Origin of the sequence: Bradyrhizobium sp. AS23.2, assembly GCF_001908185.1 — a bacterium.
Lineage (GTDB): Bacteria > Pseudomonadota > Alphaproteobacteria > Rhizobiales > Xanthobacteraceae > Bradyrhizobium.
Genome location: NZ_LGHM01000113.1, coordinates 13,971 through 29,331 on the forward strand (window position 1 = coordinate 13,971; position 15,361 = coordinate 29,331).

Genomic DNA, 15,361 nt, shown 5'->3' on the forward strand with positions numbered 1-15,361 from the left:
ACGATCACCCGCATTGCATCACCTCATTGTCGATCTGTCCGCGCTCGACATAAGCGAGCGTCAGCTCGGCGAGTGCGGGCGCGATCAGGAAGCCGTGACGGTAGAGCCCGTTGACGGTGATCCTGCCGCCGCGAATGCCGATGCGCGGGAGATTGTCGGGAAAAGCGGGGCGAAGGCCCGAGCCGAATTCGACGATCCGCGCCTCGCCGAAGGCCGGATGCACGGCATAGGCCGCGCCCAGCAGCTCCAGCGCAGAGCGGACGCTGACGCCGGTGTCCTCGGCCTCGATCGAGGTCGCACCCAGCATGAACAGATTGTCCTCGCGCGGGATCACGTAGAGCGGCCAGCGCGGATGGATCAGCCGCACCGGGCGCTCAAGCCGCACCTCGCTGGTCTCGATCAAAATCATCTCGCCCTTGACGCCGCGCAGCTCGGGTTGTTCCTCGCGCGCACCGAGGCCGCGGCAGTCGATGACGATGCCGTCGAGATCGGCGGCGGTGACGTCGCTATCGAACTTGATGGTGCCGCCGGCGGCGCGGATGCGCTCGTGCAGCTTCGGCAGCACGCGGCGCGGCTCGACATGGCCCTCGGTCGGGAAGAACAGCGCGTCGCGGAAGCGACCCTCCAGCGACGGCTCGAGCTCGGCAAGGCTAGCTGCATCGAGCCGGCGGTGCTCCTCGGTCATCCGGGCGAAGCGCTCGAAATCGTTGCGCTCGCGCGGATGGGCGACGACCAGGGAGCCGTTGAACGGGGTGTCCGGCAATTCGCGCCGCCAGATGTCGAGGGAGCGCAGGCCGAGGCGGCTGATGATGGGTTCGGCGACCTCCGCCTCGCAATAGGGCGCGAGCATGCCGCCGGCCCAATGGCTGGTGGCGTCGGTCATCCCTGCGTCACCGCGCTCGTGTAAAGTGACGGTGTGGCCGGCCTGCGCGAACAATAGCGCCTGCCAGGCTCCTGCAATGCCTGCTCCGATGATGGATACCGGAGAGTCCGGCCGCTTCTTCGTCTGGTACATCCCTGTCCCTTCGCCGGCATGACCCGGATCAGGTTCAAAGGGTCACCGCGGTCCTGGGCGGGTTTGCCCATTTAGCGGTATCTCAGCTCCTCCTCGGAGCACCCCTCGGAACGCCTCTAATGTATGCCAGTGACGGCTGGTGTCAACGCGTCTTGGCGGGAACCCCACCGCTCTCGTGCCCCGGGCGCAGTGCAGTGCGCCGCGCTTCGCGGCGTGGTGCGCTGCTGAGCCGGGGCCTATTGTAGCGGGATGTGGTGGGTCCCGGCTCTGCGCAGCATCGCCGTAAGCGCGTTTACGCGCGTCTTCGACGCGCTATGGCGTTGCAGCGCGTCCGGGACACGAGAGCTATTTCGGGGCCTGCGCCCGCGCGTTGCGAACGCGCTGCGCCAGCTTCCGGTGCGGCACGGTGCCGAACATCGGCTGCGGGTTGCCGTTCGGCTCGAGCCAAGGCTGACCGCTCGTCTCGGCGCTGGCCTGCTGCACCAGCTGTTCCTGGTGCTGGCGCTTTGCAGCGTAGTAATAGCCGCCAGCAAAATAACGAATGGCTCGGGCGTGGTCGCCATTGGCGGCGTGATAGGCGCCGGCGAGATACTTCACCGCATAGGTGAGGTTGGTGTCGGGATCGCGCAGGCCTGCGGCATCGCCGGTGTAGCCGAGCCCGCGGGCGGTCGCGAGCTTGATCTGCATCAGCCCGATGGTGCCGCCATGGCCGACAAGACCCGGCTGATAGCGGCTTTCGCGCATGATCACGCGGTGCACCAGCGCCTCCGGCACGCCGTTGGCGCGCGCATGCATCGCGACCATCTCGGCATATTCGGCTTCGCCCGCGAATGCGGCCTGCGGCAATGTCAGTCCGGCCGCGAGCAGCGCGGCAACGCGTAAAATTTTCATCAGATATCCCTTGATATCCCTGAGTGACCTGCACCCGGCTGCCGTTAGGCCCGCCGAACGCGGCGATGATGTGGCCAAACGCCGCTGCCAGCGATTTTGCGGCGCCGAGCCGCGGTTACGACGCAATGCTGGCGTACCGTTCCCTTTGGGCGGACGAACCACCGCGCGCGGCAGCAACGCTGTCTATTCGCGCAGCCTCGCAAAAGCGAGTAAGAAGACGCCGCAAAACGGGAGAGGTGCCATGAAAAAAACCAACATGGCCAACGCACACGCCAGCGATATCCCCAGACAGAACCCATGCGCCCAATGCGGCGCGCCGATCCCGCAACCCGACTGGATCGAACTGGGCGAGGGGCGCATCTCCTATCTCTGGACATGCCGCGCCTGCGATTATCGCTTCGAGGCGGTCGCGATCTTCGATAAGCCTGCAGCGATCGAGCATCCGCCGCTTGCGGCCTGAGGCGCTGGCTTAAGCCGCCAGCCGCGGCTGCTGCCACACCGGCAATTGCATCCGCACGATCAATCCGTGTGGCTCGCGGTCGTGCAGCGACAGCTCGCCGCCATGGGCGAGCGCGATCGCGCGCGCGATCGACAGGCCGAGCCCGAAGCCGGTGGAATCGTCCATGGTGCGCGCGTCGTCGCCGCGCACGAATGGCTCCAGCATCTCCTGCTTGCGCGCATCCGAGATGCCGGGGCCGTCGTCCTCGACGTCGATGACGAGCTTGGTGCCGGCGACTTCGAGGCGGATCGTCACTTCGGCGCCGAAGCGCACCGCGTTCTCGACGAGGTTGGTGACGCCGCGGTGCAAATCGTCGGGGCGCGCGACGGCGGTTGCGGAAGCGGGGCCGTCATAATGCACGACATGGCCCATGTCGCCGAACTGGTCGGCGACAAGCTGGAGCGTGCTCGCGATGTCGACCAGCGTCACCGCCTCGATCTTGCGGTCGTTACGCAGGAGCGACAGCACGGATTCGAGCATCGAGCGCATCTGATCGAGATCGATCAGCATGCGCTTGCGGTTGCCCTCGTCCTCGATGAACTCGGCGCGCAGGCGCAGCCGCGTGATCGGCGTGCGCAGATCGTGGCTGATCGCGGCCAGCATCCTGGTGCGATCCGACATCAATCGCGCGATCCGCTCATGCATGCGGTTGAGCGCGCGCGCGACCTGGCGGATCTCCTCCGGGCCGCGCTCGGGCAGCGGCTCGGCGGTGCCGTCCAGGCTGAAATTCTCCGCGGCCTTGGCGAATGAGGAGAGCGGTGCGGCCAGCGCGTAGGCCGCCCACAGCCCGAGCATCGTGACACTGATCAATGCGAACAGCAGCGTGATCATCCACGGCCCGCCCAAGAGCCGCGACCCATGCGTTCCCTGCTCGACGCGTCCCGTGATCATGGTGCCGTCGGGAAGCTGGACCGCGACCCGGTGCACGCCGAAGCTCGGCGCGAGCGCGATTACCTCGTACTGATGGCCGAGATGCCGGCGCACGCTGCGCAGATGCTGGCCCCCGTTGTCGTCGGCGACGGAAACGGCGCCCGGCGCGAGGAGCTCGATGCCTGCCTTCGGAAACGCACGCGCGATATCGGCAAGGATGCGGGGCCGCTCGCTGGCGTCGGCGCCGCTCAGCAGGAGAGCCGCATCCGCGAGCTGATGCGCGCTGTCGGGCGGCGGCTCGGCGCGGTCAGGCCGGCTGACCAGGAAGCTGATGGTGAGGATCAGATGCAGCGCGACGATCGAGGCTGCCACGAGCGCGGCGATCTGTCCGCCGATACTCTTGAGGTGGAAGAAGCGGAACGGCGTCATGATGACCGCCCCACTAGTTGCTCAGGGACGTCGCGACCGCTTCGTTGCCGGCTGCTTCAGTTCTCGGCGTGAACAGATAGCCGCCGGAGCGCACCGTCTTGATGATGGTCGGATCCTGCGGATTGGGCTCGATCTTGCGGCGGATGCGGCTGACCAGCACGTCGATGGAGCGTTCGAACGAGCCGGCGTTGCGGCCCTGCGTGAGGTCGAGCAGGCTGTCGCGCGAGAGCACGCGGCCGGGGCGTTCGCAGAACGTCCGCAAGAGATCGAACTCGGCGCTGGTCACCGCGACGCGCGCGCCCTCCGGATTGCGCAGCTCGCGCAGGCGCAGGTCGATGCGCCAGCCCTCGAACGCGAGCGTGCTCGCGCCCTCGATCGAGCTTGCGGCTTGCGCGGCTGCCTGGCGGCGCAGCACCGCGTTGATGCGGGCGAGCAACTCGCGCGGATTGAACGGCTTCGGCAGGTAGTCGTCCGCGCCCATTTCGAGGCCGACGATGCGGTCGACGTCCTCGCCGCGCGCGGTGAGCATGATGATCGGCGTCTGTGCCTCCGAGCGCACCTTGCGGCACAAGCTCAAGCCGTCCTCGCCCGGCAGCATGACGTCGAGGATGATGAGATCGACCCTGTGATCGGCCATGGCGCGCGACATCTCGCGGCCGTCACTCACGGCGGTGACGTTGCAGGCGTTGTTGCGCAGGTACTTCGCAATCAACGTCCGCGTTTCGCGGTCGTCCTCGACGACCAGGATGTTGGGATTGGGAATGGCCATGAGCTTTGTTTGTCCAAGATTCGGGCCGAAGGGCGAAGATTTTTGTTTCGGTATGTTTCCAGCCGTTCGGAATGCAACACCCGGCAATGCCTGGGCAGTGGAGCGGCAAGGTCTCGTTAAGGCCGTTAACCATACCGTGGCGCGGTCGGCCACGAAACCCCGCAAAAACCACGGAGCCATCATGACCTCGATTTCGGCGGCCTCCGCCGGTAACTACCAGTCGCCGTTGCAGCGGTTGCAGCAGGAATTGGAATCGGAAGTTTCCGCCGGCACGATCTCGTCGTCGGACCAGTCCGCGCTCTCGACGGCGCTGACCGACATCGACACGGCGCTCCAGCAGAGCCGGCCGAGCGACCAGTCGAGCGGCACGCGCCCCTCCAGGGACGACATGCAATCGAAGATCGACGACCTCATCTCCAACGAGGTCTCGAACGGGACGCTGACGTCGGATCAGGCGAGCGAGTTGAAGAACGTGTTCAAGTCCGCCTTCGCCAACGGTCCCGGCGGTGCGGGCGGACCGCCGCCCGGTCCGCCGCCGGACGACAGCTCTTCGGATTCGTCGTCGTCCACGGACTGGACCAGTAGCACCTCCACCGACTCGACCACAGCCGAGATCCTCCAGCAATTCCTCCAGGCGCTGCAGCAGTCGCAATCATCGGCGTCGTCCTACGGCGCCAATGGCAGCGCGACGAGTTCGTCGAGCGGCTCGGACTTCTCCGCGCTTCTGATCGACTACAAGAGCTGACCTGGGCGAACAGGTCGGCGCGTTCCTCGCCGCCGTCGTGCCCCACCCAGGGCGCATGATCGTCGGCGGGGAACCGTACGCTGCAAAAGTGTTCCTGAGTGACGCAGGAACATTTGCCTTCGAATCCTTCCCGAGAATCGAACTACCAAATTGCCGCAGTTTAGGAACTGCGAGTGATCAGCGCGGTTTTCTCCGTACGAGTTTTCTGCCGAAGGAGAGGACAACAATGTTGATGAAATCGATCGCTGCCGGCCTTGCCGGCACCGCACTCCTTGCGACCGTTGCGTTCGCGCAATCGCCGACGACCACCACCGACAAGGCGGCGCCGGCGGCTACTGCGACAACCACAAGCACGACTGCGTCGGGTGAATGGCGTGCATCGAAGATGGCGGGCGTTAAGGTCTATAACGACGCCAACGAGAACATCGGATCGATCAACGATCTGGTGATGGACAAGAGCGGCGCCGTGAAGATCGCCGTGATCGGCGTCGGTGGCTTCCTCGGCATGGGCGAGCACCTGGTCGCCGTGCCTTTTGAGAAGTTGAAGTTCGTCAACGAGGCCGTCGCCTACACCGGCACGGGCAACTCCGGCGCGACAAGCAAGTCGACCACGACCACGGGCGCTGCGACCGGCACCGACAAGACCGCGACGACCACGTCGTCGTCCTCGTCGTCCAAGTGGTATCCGGACCACGCGGTGTTCAACGCCAGCAAGGACGAGCTGAAGAACATGCCCGAGTTCAAGTACTCGGAGTAATGGCTTCTAAACGCCTAAACCAAGCGCGCCCGGTTTTCACTGGGCGCGCTGTCGTGTCGTTTCGTCATTGAGAGATGTTGATCCTCACCCTGAGGAGCGCGCTTCTGGCGCGCGTCTCGAAGGGCGAGGCCACCAGCCGGGCCTTCATCCTTCGAGACGCTTGCTTCGCAAGCTCCTCAGGATGAGGGATTGGCACCGGCCGGTCATCAGGCGCCTGGCTTCACTTCACCAGCGGGCAGCCGCCCTTGTCGAGCGGACGGAAAGCCTCGTCGCCGGGCACGGTGGCGATGAGCTTGTAGAGGTCCCACTCGCCCTTGGATTCCTCGGGCTTCTTCACCTCGAACAGATACATGTCGTGGACCATGCGGCCGTCGATACGGATCTTGCCGTTCTTGGCGAAGAAGTCGTTGATCGGCGTAGCGCGCATCTGCACCATCACCTTCGGGGCCTCGTCGGTCTTGATGGCCTCGATCGCCTTCAGATAGTGCATGGTCGCCGAATAGAGGCCGGCCTGGATCATGGTCGGCATGTGACCGACCTTCTCGTTGAAGCGCTTCGAGAAGGCGCGCGTCTCCTCGTTCATGTCCCAGTAGAAGGCGTCGGTGACGATCAGGCCCTGCGTGGCTTTGATGCCGAGGGAGTGCGTATCGGTGACTTCCTGCAGCAGCGCGATCATCTTCTGGCCGCCCTGTATCAGGCCGAACTCGGACGCCTGCTTCAGCGCATTGGTGGTGTCGCCGCCGGCGTTCGCCAGCGCGACCACCTTGGCCTTGGAAGCCTGGGCCTGGAGCAGGAAGGAGGAGAAGTCCGACGAGTTGAGGGGATGGCGGACCTCGCCGAGCACCTTGCCACCGCTCTCCTTGACGACGTTGGCGGCGTCGCGCTGGAGCGCCATGCCGAAGGCGTAGTCGGCGGTGACGAAGAACCAGGTGTCCTCGCCGCGCTTGACCATCGCCTTGCCGGCGACGTTCGACAGCGCATAGGTGTCGTAGGTCCAGTGCACCGTGTTGGGCGAGCAGGCGGTGCCGGTGATGTCGGACGAGCCGCCGCCGGAGTTGATGTTGATCTTGTTCTTCTCGCGCGTCAGCGCCGAGATCGGCAGCGCCACCGAGGATGTCGGCACGTCGAAGATCGCGTCGACCTTGTCATTGTCGTACCAGTTGCGGGCGATGTTGACGCCGACATCGGGCTTGTTCTGGTGGTCGGCGGCGACCACCTGCACCGGTTTGCCCGCGACCTTGCCGCCGTAATCGGCGACCGCCATCTCGACCGCTGCGAGCGAGCCCTTGCCGGTCGCGTCCGCATAGAGGCTCGACATGTCCGTGAGCACGCCGATCTTGACGACATCGTCGGAAATCTGCGCCTGCGCGGCGCCGGGCGTGGCGGCGAGGGCGAAGCCGGCCGCAACGGCGGCGATGAGCTTTTGCATGTTTGTTTTTCTCCCTGTGTGTTGTTTGGGATTTTGATGCAGGGACTGTTCTAGCGACAATTGGTCGCGGCGGCAAAGCCAAGGACGCGTGAGGACGTTGGGAATAAGTAGGGGGGCGGGCTCCGTCATTCCGGGGCGCGCGACGGCGCGAGCTTTGATGCGCAATTGCGCATCTGAGAATCCATCGGGCCTCAGCGATGGTGGATGAATGGATTCCGGGCTCGCGCCCCAAGGGCGCGCCCCGGAATGACGAAGGGCCTACGTCCCCGCCAACTTGCTCACGGTCACGTCGATCGTATGCGCGACGGCGCCGGTCAGGCGCTGCTGCCCTTGAGCCGTTCGTTGCGTCGGCGCAGGCCTTCCAGGGTGGCGAGGAGGATGACCGATACCGTCGTCAGAATTACCGCCGCTGCCGTGATGGTCGGGCTGATGTTCTCGCGGATGCCGCTGAACATTTCGCGCGGCAGGGTGCGCTGCTCGGGACCTGCCATGAACAGCACGATCACCACCTCATCGAAGCTAGTCGCGAAGGCGAACAGCGCGCCCGACGCCAGGCCGGGCAGGATCAGCGGCAGGATCACGCGGCGGAACGCGTAGAGCGGCGAGGCGCCGAGTGAGGCAGCGGCGCGCGCCAGGTTGGTGTCGAAGCTTTGCAGCGTCGCGCCGACCGTGATCACCACGAAGGGCGTCGCCAGCGCGGTATGGGCCAGGATCAAGCCGAGATAACTGCCGGTCAGTCCGATCGGCGCGAAGAAGAAATACAGACCGACCGCGGTGATGACACCGGGTACGACGACCGGCGACAGCACGAAAGCCAGCACGAGCGGCTTGAACCGGCTCTTCCACTGCGCCAGGCCCAGCGCGGCCAGCGTGCCAAGCAACATGGACAGCAGGGTCGAGGCGACGCCGATGATCATGCTGTTCTTCAGCGACGTCATCCAGCGCGGCGAATTGATGAAGTCGTCGTACCAGCGCAAGGAGAGGCCGGGCAGCGGATAGGTCAGGTAGGAGCCTGAGCTGAAGGACAGCGGCATGATCGCCAGGATCGGCGCGATCAGGAAGATGAACACCAGCGTGGAGATAACGATGGTCGCGATCCACGCGATGCGCTGGCTGGGCGTGCGGAGGGAGGGATTATCGCTCAATTCTTCATTCCTCCCGTGACCTGCTGGCCATGCACCAGCTTTCCGTAGACGAGAGCGAGCAGAAGAGTGACCAGCAGCAGCACCGCACCCAATGCCGAAGCAAGGCCCCAGTTGGCCGTCTCGGTCGTGTAGAGCGCGATGAAGTAGCTGATCATTTGATCGGCGGCGCCCCCGACGAGTGCCGGTGTGATGTAGTAGCCGAGCGCCAGAATGAAGACGAGCAGGCTTCCCGCGCCGATACCGGGCAGGGTTTGAGGCAGGTAGATCCGCAGGAAGGCGGTCACGGGTGGCGCACCGAGCGAGGCGGCGGCACGCATGTAAGCAGGCGAGATCGCCTTCATGCTGCTGTACAGCGGCAGGATCATGAACGGCAAGAGAACGTGGGTCATTGCCACGCAGACACCGAAGCGGTTGTAGATCAGGCGCAACGGCTCGTCGATGATGCCAAGCCAGTGCAGGCTGTCGTTCACGACGCCGTTGCTCTGCAACAAGACGATCCAGGCGCACGTGCGGACCAGAAGCGAAGTCCAGAAAGGCAGCAGGACGAAGATCATCAGCAGGTTCGACCGGCCCGGCGGCAGCGTCGCCAGCAGGTAGGCGACCGGGAAGCCGAGGATCAGGCAGAGTGCCGTGACACTGAGGCTGATGATGAAGGTGCGCGCGAAAACGCTGCGGTAGATGGCCTGATCCGGCGAGGCTGCGACGATCGCGCCGTCCACGTTCCGCGTCAGGTCGAGCGCCGCCAGAAGGTAGAAGCCGGTCATCGGGCCACTGGCGTCCTTGATCGTCGTCCAGGTGGTGCGTTCGCGCCAGGCCGGGTTGATCTTGCTTAGCGTCTCCTTGGCCGTGCCGGGCTCCGGCACCGCCTTGAGATTGCGTGCAGTGCTGGTCAGGATCGTACGGAAGCCGTTCAGCGCGTAGTTGAGCCGCTTGGCCGCGATGGCGACGGTGCCGGAGGCGCGCCCCGCCAGGATGTCGCTTGCCAGCGCCGCGTAGGCCTTTTCGTCCGGCAGGTCCTTGCCGTCCCAGTTGGCGAGAACAGCTACGGTTTGAGGCAGAACCTGACGCACCTCCCGGTCATCGACCGAGCGCCAGAGCATGCCGGCGATCGGGCCTGCGAAGGTGAAGAGCAGAAACAGCAGAAGCGGCAGAACCAGTGCCAACGCCTTGATCTGGCGCGCTCGCTCCGCCCGCTTCAGGCGGCGCTTGAGCGGCACCTCGGCCTGGGCATCGGCGCCGGTCAGGGACGCGGCTGTCATCGGTTGAGGTTCCCCGGGTTGAGCCTCTTTGACCGGAAATCCCTCGCCATTTCATGCAAGGGGTGGGGCACAGGTGAAGAGGTCTCGATCCTCTGCCTGTGCCGCACGCCGGTTCGGCAGCACGCTATTTCGCTGCCCATTTGTTGAAGCGCTCGGTCAGGCGATCGATGTTCTCGAGCCAGAAGGCAACGTTGATCTCGACCGCGTTCTTGATGTTATCAGGCGCTGTCGGCAGGTCCTTCAGAACGGCGGGCTGCAGCCGGCCGGCTGCGTCCTTATTCGAGGTGCCATAAGCAATGTTCTCCGACAGCTTGGACTGGTTCTCCGGCTTGCCGACGAAGTCCAGGAACTTGTAGGCCGCATCCTTGTTCGGGCTACCCTTCAGGATGACCCAGCTGTCGAGGGTGAAGAGCGCGCCGTCCCACACCATGCCAAAATTCTTCTTCTCGTTCTTGTTCGCGGTGTCGATCCGGCCATTGTAGACCGAGGTCATAGCCACCTCGCCGGAGGCGAGCAATTGCGGCGGCTGGGCGCCGGCCTTCCACCAGACGATGTCGCCCTTGATGGTGTCCAGCTTCTTGAACGCGCGCTCGACGCCCTCGTCGGTCGCCAGCACCTTGTAGACGTCCTTCGGTGCGACGCCATCGGCCATGAGGGCGATCTCCAGCGTGGTCTTCGGGCCCTGACGCAGGCCGCGCTTGCCCGGGATCTTCTTGGTGTCGAAGAAGTCGGCCCAGCCCGCAGGCGCCTCCTTCAGCTTGTCCTTGTCGTAGCCGAGAACGAAATCGTAGAGGATGGCGCCGACGCCGCAGGGATTGACTGACGGCTGTATATAGGCGGCCTCGCCGCCGATCCTGGAATACTCCATCTTCTCGAACAGGCCTTCCTCGCAGCCGACCGCCAGTTCGTCGCTCTCGACCTGGACGACGTCCCAGGTGGCGGCGCCACCCTGCACCTTGGCGCGCAACACGCCGACGCCGCCGTCCCAGGACTCGTCGTTCATCGGAATACCGGCCGCCTTCCTGAACGGTTCGAAATAGACCTTCTTCTGGGCATCCTGATACGCGCCGCCCCACGACACGACGGTGAGGTCACGCGCCTGCGCGGCCGTGGCCAGCGCGGCGCTGGCGGTGAGCGCCGCGGCGAAACCCAGGACAATCTTGCGCTTCAGCATGGTCTTTGTTCCTTCTTCATATGAGTTGCGTTGAGGTTGATCGATGCCGGTCCGCTTGCGTTGGAGAAAGGCTGCAGGATTGGATCAGACGGGATCGAGGGCCAGGCAGTCCTCGGGGCGGAAGGTGATGAACACGCTTTCGCCATGTCTCAGGCTGTCATGTGCGTCCGGCTGAAGCTTGACAATGAACTCCCCGTTGCCGGCGACATCGAGCACAGCCAGCGCGTGGTCGCCGACATAGATGGTGTTCTGCACTTTGGCCGGCAGGCGGTTCAGTCCGTCGCTGGAGGTGCCGTCCAGGATAATGGAGATCCGCTCCGGCCGCACCGACAGGGAAGTCGATGCGCCCGCGCCTGATACGTTGACTGCCCGTGCGGTCACGGCGCCGCCACCAGCCAGCGCGACGCGGCAATATTCCTTTTCGACCGTCTCGACGGTGCCGGCCAACACATTGTTCTCGCCGATGAAGTGGGCGACGAAGCTGTTCACCGGATGCTCGTACAGCGCGTCGGGCGTGTCGACCTGCTGCACAATGCCGTCGTTGAACACGGCGATGCGGTCCGACATGGTGAGCGCTTCACTCTGATCGTGGGTGACGTAGACGACGGTGATGCCCATCGTCTTGTGCAGTTGCTTGATCTCCAGTTGCATCTGCTCCCGGAGGCGCTTGTCCAAGGCGCCCAGGGGCTCGTCCATCAGCACGAGCTGCGGATTGAAAACCAGCGCGCGGGCCAGTGCCACGCGCTGCTGCTGACCGCCTGACAGTTGCCCGGGCCGTCGGTGCGCCAGGGTATCCATCTTGATCATGCGCAACGCCGCCCTTACGCGCTCCTGCGCTTCCGCCTTGTTGATTTTGCGAACGGATAGCGGGAAGGCAATATTCTCCGCGATCGTCAGGTGCGGAAACAGGGCATAGTTCTGGAATACCATGCCGATGTCGCGCTTGTGCGGCGGCATGTTCTTGATGGGCCGGTCAGCGAGGTAGATCTCGCCATGAGTCGGAACCTCGAAGCCGGCCAGCATCATCAGCGTGGTCGTCTTGCCCGAGCCCGACGGGCCAAGCAGGGTGATGAACTCGCCCTTCCTGATTTCGAGATCGAGGTTCTTCACCACGAGGTGCTCGCCATCGTAGGTCTTCTGAATGCCGGAAAAGCGCACCAGCGCCGGCGCGGGCGTAACCATGCCGGCTTCCATGTCGTCCTCGCGTTGCCCCCTACAATGCTGTCAGCACCTCGTCCGAGGTTGCGAGGAACAGCTTAGCATCCTCCGACGAGAATGCCAGCGGCCCAAGCGACGAAGACGGTGAGTGAAGGTCCGCTACATCCCCGACAGCTTCGTCACAGACACATTCAGCGTGCCGCCGGCTTCCGCGACCACGCGCAGCGTCTTGGAATCGAAGGCGATGTCGGCGAGCGTCAGGCTGTCGATCTTGGCCTCGACCTTGAGGCCGTCCTCGCTCTTCTGGTAGTCGGCGATCGCGGCCGCGATCTTCTCGCGCGCATTGGCGGCAATCGGCTTCAGATCGAGCGTCGCCTTTTGCACCAGCGCCTGCTGGAGCTGCGGCACCACCGTGCGCGCGGCGGCGCCGAGCAGGCCGAAGGCCGCCTCGGATTCCACCGCGAGCTGGATGTCGGCGAGCCGCAGCGTCTGCTGCGCCTGGTCGAGCATCGGCCGGCCCCAGATGTGCACGGTCGCCTCTGCGCCGAGACCGAACCAGCTCTTCTTCTCCTTGGCGCGGACCAGCAGTGAGATCAGCAGCCGGTCGCCGGACGGGATCACGTTGACGCTCTTCACGGTGACGTCGACCGGGCCGGAGCCGTCCTCGGGATAGGTGTGGCCGACCATCTGTGCCGCGATGAGCTTGTTGATCTCGGTGAAAGGCACATCGATCGGCACACCGATATTCACGCCGGTGCCGGTCGGCGGCACGATCGAGATCTTGTCGGGAAACGGACACTCCGGCTTGGTCGGCGCCGAAGTCACCCGCGTCTCGGCCTCCAGGCCAAGCAGCAGCGTCACGGCCTGCGCGTCGACGCGCGGTTGCGCGGCGATGGCGCGGATCGGCTTCATCTCGAGCCAGAGCGGCGGCAGCGCGGCCGAGGCGCCGCTGCCTTGCAGCGGGATCGAGCGGCAGGCCTTAGCCCATTGCACCTTCGCATTCTCGCGCAGGGAGGGATCGTTGCGGATGCGTTCGGAAACGACGTTCAACTGGTCAGCGACGGTCCTGTCGATCAGCGGCTTCACCTGCGCCGGCACGTTGACCTTGACGCCGGCGACCGCAAGGTTGGTGTCGCCGAGATTGACCTGGCCGCCGAGATTGGGCTCGAGATGCCAGTTGGCCGCGAGCTTCGGGCGCGAGGTCACGACCACGTTGCCCTTGATTTCGGCGCTGGCATTCAGGTTCTTGATGTTGACCGCGCCGATCTGTTTTGCGGCATTGCCGCCGAGCACGCTGCCGAGCGCTTCGCCGAGCGCGCCGGTGGCTTTCGAGGACAGCGTGCCCGTCACGTTCAGCTTGCCTGTGAGCGGCGTCGACAGCGTCAGCACGTCCTTGTCGCCGACAGCCGACATCGGCCCGCGCATCGCGGACCAGCCGATATCGGCGTCCTCGAGGATTTGTGAAATCGGGTTCTCGGCCTTCCCCGCGAAATTGCGCGGCGCGGCCCGCTCGGCCTGATCCCGGATCGCCGACAGCGCGATCGCGACCGGCGCAACCACGATCGAGCTCTTCGAGACCGGCGGCAGCGGCGGCAGTTGCGTAACCGGCGGCGCCGACGTGGTCGCGCTCGGCGACAGCCAGTCCATTGCCTTCAGGCTGATGAAGAACGACGCCGCAAGTACCGCGACGGCGATCAAGACAGTCTTCAAGTCTAACGTTAGTCGCATCGATCCCCCAGGCCGCCCCGGTTGGGGTTTTACAGGGCGGGCGAGGAGGGCGCTAGAGCGCACCGGTGGGGTGGAATTGCGGCGAACAAGTTAACGGGGGCGAACGCGCCGCCGTACATTCAGGCCGTCACCGCGGAGCAGTTCGCCTCGGACGGCGGACCGCTCTCACATTGCCGCGACTTCCGCCGCCGCAGAAGAAGCGATCGCCGCCATCCGACTCCAGTCCCGTCACGATTGTTCCAGCGGGCAGGTCGAGTTGCTCGAGCACCTTGCCGGTTTCGGGATCGATCCGCCGCACGTCGCTTTCCTCGCCTTCCCAGGTGCCATGCCAGAGCTCGCCGTCGACCCAGGTGACGCCGGTCACGAAGCGCTTGCTTTCGATGGTGCGAAGAACGGCCCCCGTTTCGGGATCGACCTGATGGATCTTCCGCTCGCGATACTGACCGACCCAGAGCGAACCCTCGGCCCAGGCGAGGCCGGAATCGCCACCGCCCCCCGGCGCGGGGATCGTGCTGACGACCGTGCCGGTCGCCGCGTCGATCTTCTGAATGCGATCCTCGGCGATCTGGAACAGGTGCCGGCCGTCGAACGCCGTTCCCGCGTGTGCGGCAACGTTGATGGAGCGTGCGATCTTGCCGCTGGCTGGATCGACCGCATTCAACTTGTCGCCGGACGCAAACCAGACATGCGTGCCGTCATAGGTAACGCCATGCACCGCCTCGACGCCCGCAAAAGGCCCGTACTCCCTGACGATCTCGGCGTCTGAACGCTTCATGTGCTTGATCCCTGTGATGTAACCATCCTACGCTTTCAGCAACGGGCCCGGGAGTAACAAGCCTGTCGGGAAACCCGGGACAGGCGGGGTCATCCAGCGGCGTGCCCGCCCGTGTCCGAACGACTGCACCTTGTTCGATCGGGCGAGCTCCTCGAGCGCCCGCTGCACCGTGCGCGGGCTGATTCCAAGCGCAAGCGCGAGCGCCGAGCTCGACCAGGGCTCGCCGTCGGCGAGAAAGGCGAGCACGGCGGCGTGCTTTTCCTCGACGGGCCGCGCCAGCACGAGGACGTCGCGCGTCTTCCGCGGCGCCAGCACAAAACCCTGCTTCGTCGCGCTGACGTCGGCCAGCGGCTTGAGCTTGGTGCGGAGCCGCCCGATCTCGACGCGCAATCGCGCGCGGTGCGACTCATCGACGTGCTTCGCTTGAAACGCACCGCCAATCAACGCCTCTCGCGAGACATCCGCGGGCCATGCCTGCGCCAGAAGACGGGCGAGCGCGAACAGCACTGGCCGCGTTCCGAGCGACACGACAACGCCTCGCCTGCGCACAATATGATGGAAGGTATCCATGACGAGCGCAGTCGAGGTAGCCAGTCTTTCGACCTCTCCGAGCAACAACGGGTGTTCGCTGCCGCGCGCGATCAGGCGCGCTGCCGGCGTGTCGAGGATGAGGTTCGCGCTGTCGACCTCGGCCGCGAGCGCGGGGATGCCCGCCTGC

Annotated in this window: 15 protein-coding genes and 1 riboswitch; of the genes, 3 read left to right on the forward strand and 12 right to left on the reverse strand. The window is 65.0% G+C overall.

Going from position 1 to position 15,361, the window contains the following annotated elements; all coding sequences use genetic code 11:
* Window positions 1-4: 4 nt before the first annotated feature.
* The gene (locus AC630_RS23660; protein WP_074120849.1) at window positions 5-1,015 is read right to left on the reverse strand and encodes an FAD-dependent oxidoreductase; all 1,011 of its coding nucleotides are present in this window, start codon (window positions 1,013-1,015) and stop codon (window positions 5-7) included.
* A riboswitch (TPP riboswitch) is annotated at window positions 1,003-1,131 on the reverse strand. It overlaps the preceding gene by 13 nt.
* A gap of 229 nt (window positions 1,132-1,360) precedes the next feature.
* Entirely contained in the window at window positions 1,361-1,906 is a 546-nt protein-coding gene (locus tag AC630_RS23665) for a lytic transglycosylase domain-containing protein (RefSeq protein WP_074120850.1), read from the reverse strand.
* Between the two features lie 241 nt (window positions 1,907-2,147).
* On the opposite strand from AC630_RS23665, the gene AC630_RS23670 reads away from it, so the two are divergent.
* The gene (locus AC630_RS23670) at window positions 2,148-2,366 is read left to right on the forward strand and encodes a hypothetical protein (RefSeq protein ID WP_074120864.1); all 219 of its coding nucleotides are present in this window, start codon (window positions 2,148-2,150) and stop codon (window positions 2,364-2,366) included.
* A 9-nt stretch (window positions 2,367-2,375) separates the two neighbouring features.
* Here the strand turns inward: AC630_RS23670 and AC630_RS23675 are convergent, their stop codons facing one another.
* Together AC630_RS23675 and AC630_RS23680 are read right to left on the reverse strand one after the other, a co-directional pair.
* Entirely contained in the window at window positions 2,376-3,704 is a 1,329-nt protein-coding gene (locus AC630_RS23675) for an ATP-binding protein (protein ID WP_074120851.1), read from the reverse strand.
* Between the two features lie 13 nt (window positions 3,705-3,717).
* On the reverse strand, window positions 3,718-4,473 hold the full coding sequence (locus tag AC630_RS23680; protein ID WP_074120852.1) for a response regulator: 756 nt from the start codon (window positions 4,471-4,473) through the stop codon (window positions 3,718-3,720).
* A 181-nt stretch (window positions 4,474-4,654) separates the two neighbouring features.
* Here AC630_RS23680 and AC630_RS23685 point away from each other — a divergent pair, with 181 nt between their 5' ends.
* Together AC630_RS23685 and AC630_RS23690 are read left to right on the forward strand one after the other, a co-directional pair.
* Window positions 4,655-5,218: a hypothetical protein gene (locus AC630_RS23685; protein WP_074120853.1), complete on the forward strand. Its 564-nt coding sequence runs from the start codon at window positions 4,655-4,657 to the stop codon at window positions 5,216-5,218.
* Window positions 5,219-5,444: 226 nt separating this feature from the next.
* A complete protein-coding gene (locus AC630_RS23690) occupies window positions 5,445-5,975 on the forward strand; it encodes a PRC-barrel domain-containing protein (protein WP_074120854.1) in 531 nt (176 codons plus the stop codon).
* 220 nt (window positions 5,976-6,195) lie between these two features.
* Here the strand turns inward: AC630_RS23690 and AC630_RS23695 are convergent, their stop codons facing one another.
* The 8 genes from AC630_RS23695 to AC630_RS23730 all read right to left on the reverse strand — a co-directional run.
* Window positions 6,196-7,404: an ABC transporter substrate-binding protein gene (locus tag AC630_RS23695; protein ID WP_074120855.1), complete on the reverse strand. Its 1,209-nt coding sequence runs from the start codon at window positions 7,402-7,404 to the stop codon at window positions 6,196-6,198.
* A 314-nt stretch (window positions 7,405-7,718) separates the two neighbouring features.
* Window positions 7,719-8,549 (reverse strand): ABC transporter permease, encoded by an 831-nt coding sequence (locus AC630_RS23700; protein ID WP_074120856.1) that lies wholly within the window; start codon window positions 8,547-8,549, stop codon window positions 7,719-7,721.
* Window positions 8,546-9,808 carry an ABC transporter permease gene (locus AC630_RS23705; RefSeq protein WP_074120857.1) on the reverse strand — a complete coding sequence of 421 codons (1,263 nt, stop codon included), beginning with the start codon at window positions 9,806-9,808 and terminating at the stop codon, window positions 8,546-8,548. The genes AC630_RS23700 and AC630_RS23705 overlap by 4 nt, the downstream gene beginning before the upstream one ends.
* A gap of 124 nt (window positions 9,809-9,932) precedes the next feature.
* The gene (locus AC630_RS23710; protein ID WP_074120858.1) at window positions 9,933-10,982 is read right to left on the reverse strand and encodes an ABC transporter substrate-binding protein; all 1,050 of its coding nucleotides are present in this window, start codon (window positions 10,980-10,982) and stop codon (window positions 9,933-9,935) included.
* Window positions 10,983-11,066: 84 nt separating this feature from the next.
* Window positions 11,067-12,176 (reverse strand): ABC transporter ATP-binding protein, encoded by a 1,110-nt coding sequence (locus AC630_RS23715; RefSeq protein WP_074120859.1) that lies wholly within the window; start codon window positions 12,174-12,176, stop codon window positions 11,067-11,069.
* Between the two features lie 123 nt (window positions 12,177-12,299).
* Window positions 12,300-13,868: a DUF4403 family protein gene (locus AC630_RS23720; protein ID WP_074120860.1), complete on the reverse strand. Its 1,569-nt coding sequence runs from the start codon at window positions 13,866-13,868 to the stop codon at window positions 12,300-12,302.
* A 127-nt stretch (window positions 13,869-13,995) separates the two neighbouring features.
* Window positions 13,996-14,643 carry a Vgb family protein gene (locus AC630_RS23725; RefSeq protein WP_074120861.1) on the reverse strand — a complete coding sequence of 216 codons (648 nt, stop codon included), beginning with the start codon at window positions 14,641-14,643 and terminating at the stop codon, window positions 13,996-13,998.
* A 27-nt stretch (window positions 14,644-14,670) separates the two neighbouring features.
* On the reverse strand, window positions 14,671-15,361 hold a 691-nt coding region (locus AC630_RS23730), incomplete at its 5' end, for a winged helix-turn-helix domain-containing protein (RefSeq protein ID WP_349539129.1).

What these genes read in the sequence shown, in the direction of transcription:
- AC630_RS23720 (WP_074120860.1), bottom strand. Translation starts at nt 13,868, where the DNA reads ATGCGACTAACGTTAGACTTGAAGACTGTCTTGATCGCCGTCGCGGTA.
- AC630_RS23710 (WP_074120858.1), bottom strand. Translation starts at nt 10,982, where the DNA reads ATGCTGAAGCGCAAGATTGTCCTGGGTTTCGCCGCGGCGCTCACCGCC.
- AC630_RS23705 (WP_074120857.1), bottom strand. Translation starts at nt 9,808, where the DNA reads ATGACAGCCGCGTCCCTGACCGGCGCCGATGCCCAGGCCGAGGTGCCG.
- AC630_RS23725 (WP_074120861.1), bottom strand. Translation starts at nt 14,643, where the DNA reads ATGAAGCGTTCAGACGCCGAGATCGTCAGGGAGTACGGGCCTTTTGCG.
- AC630_RS23660 (WP_074120849.1), bottom strand. Translation starts at nt 1,015, where the DNA reads ATGTACCAGACGAAGAAGCGGCCGGACTCTCCGGTATCCATCATCGGA.
- AC630_RS23665 (WP_074120850.1), bottom strand. Translation starts at nt 1,906, where the DNA reads ATGAAAATTTTACGCGTTGCCGCGCTGCTCGCGGCCGGACTGACATTG.
- AC630_RS23670 (WP_074120864.1), top strand. Translation starts at nt 2,148, where the DNA reads ATGAAAAAAACCAACATGGCCAACGCACACGCCAGCGATATCCCCAGA.
- AC630_RS23680 (WP_074120852.1), bottom strand. Translation starts at nt 4,473, where the DNA reads ATGGCCATTCCCAATCCCAACATCCTGGTCGTCGAGGACGACCGCGAA.
- AC630_RS23690 (WP_074120854.1), top strand. Translation starts at nt 5,445, where the DNA reads ATGTTGATGAAATCGATCGCTGCCGGCCTTGCCGGCACCGCACTCCTT.
- AC630_RS23695 (WP_074120855.1), bottom strand. Translation starts at nt 7,404, where the DNA reads ATGCAAAAGCTCATCGCCGCCGTTGCGGCCGGCTTCGCCCTCGCCGCC.
- AC630_RS23675 (WP_074120851.1), bottom strand. Translation starts at nt 3,704, where the DNA reads ATGACGCCGTTCCGCTTCTTCCACCTCAAGAGTATCGGCGGACAGATC.
- AC630_RS23715 (WP_074120859.1), bottom strand. Translation starts at nt 12,176, where the DNA reads ATGGAAGCCGGCATGGTTACGCCCGCGCCGGCGCTGGTGCGCTTTTCC.
- AC630_RS23685 (WP_074120853.1), top strand. Translation starts at nt 4,655, where the DNA reads ATGACCTCGATTTCGGCGGCCTCCGCCGGTAACTACCAGTCGCCGTTG.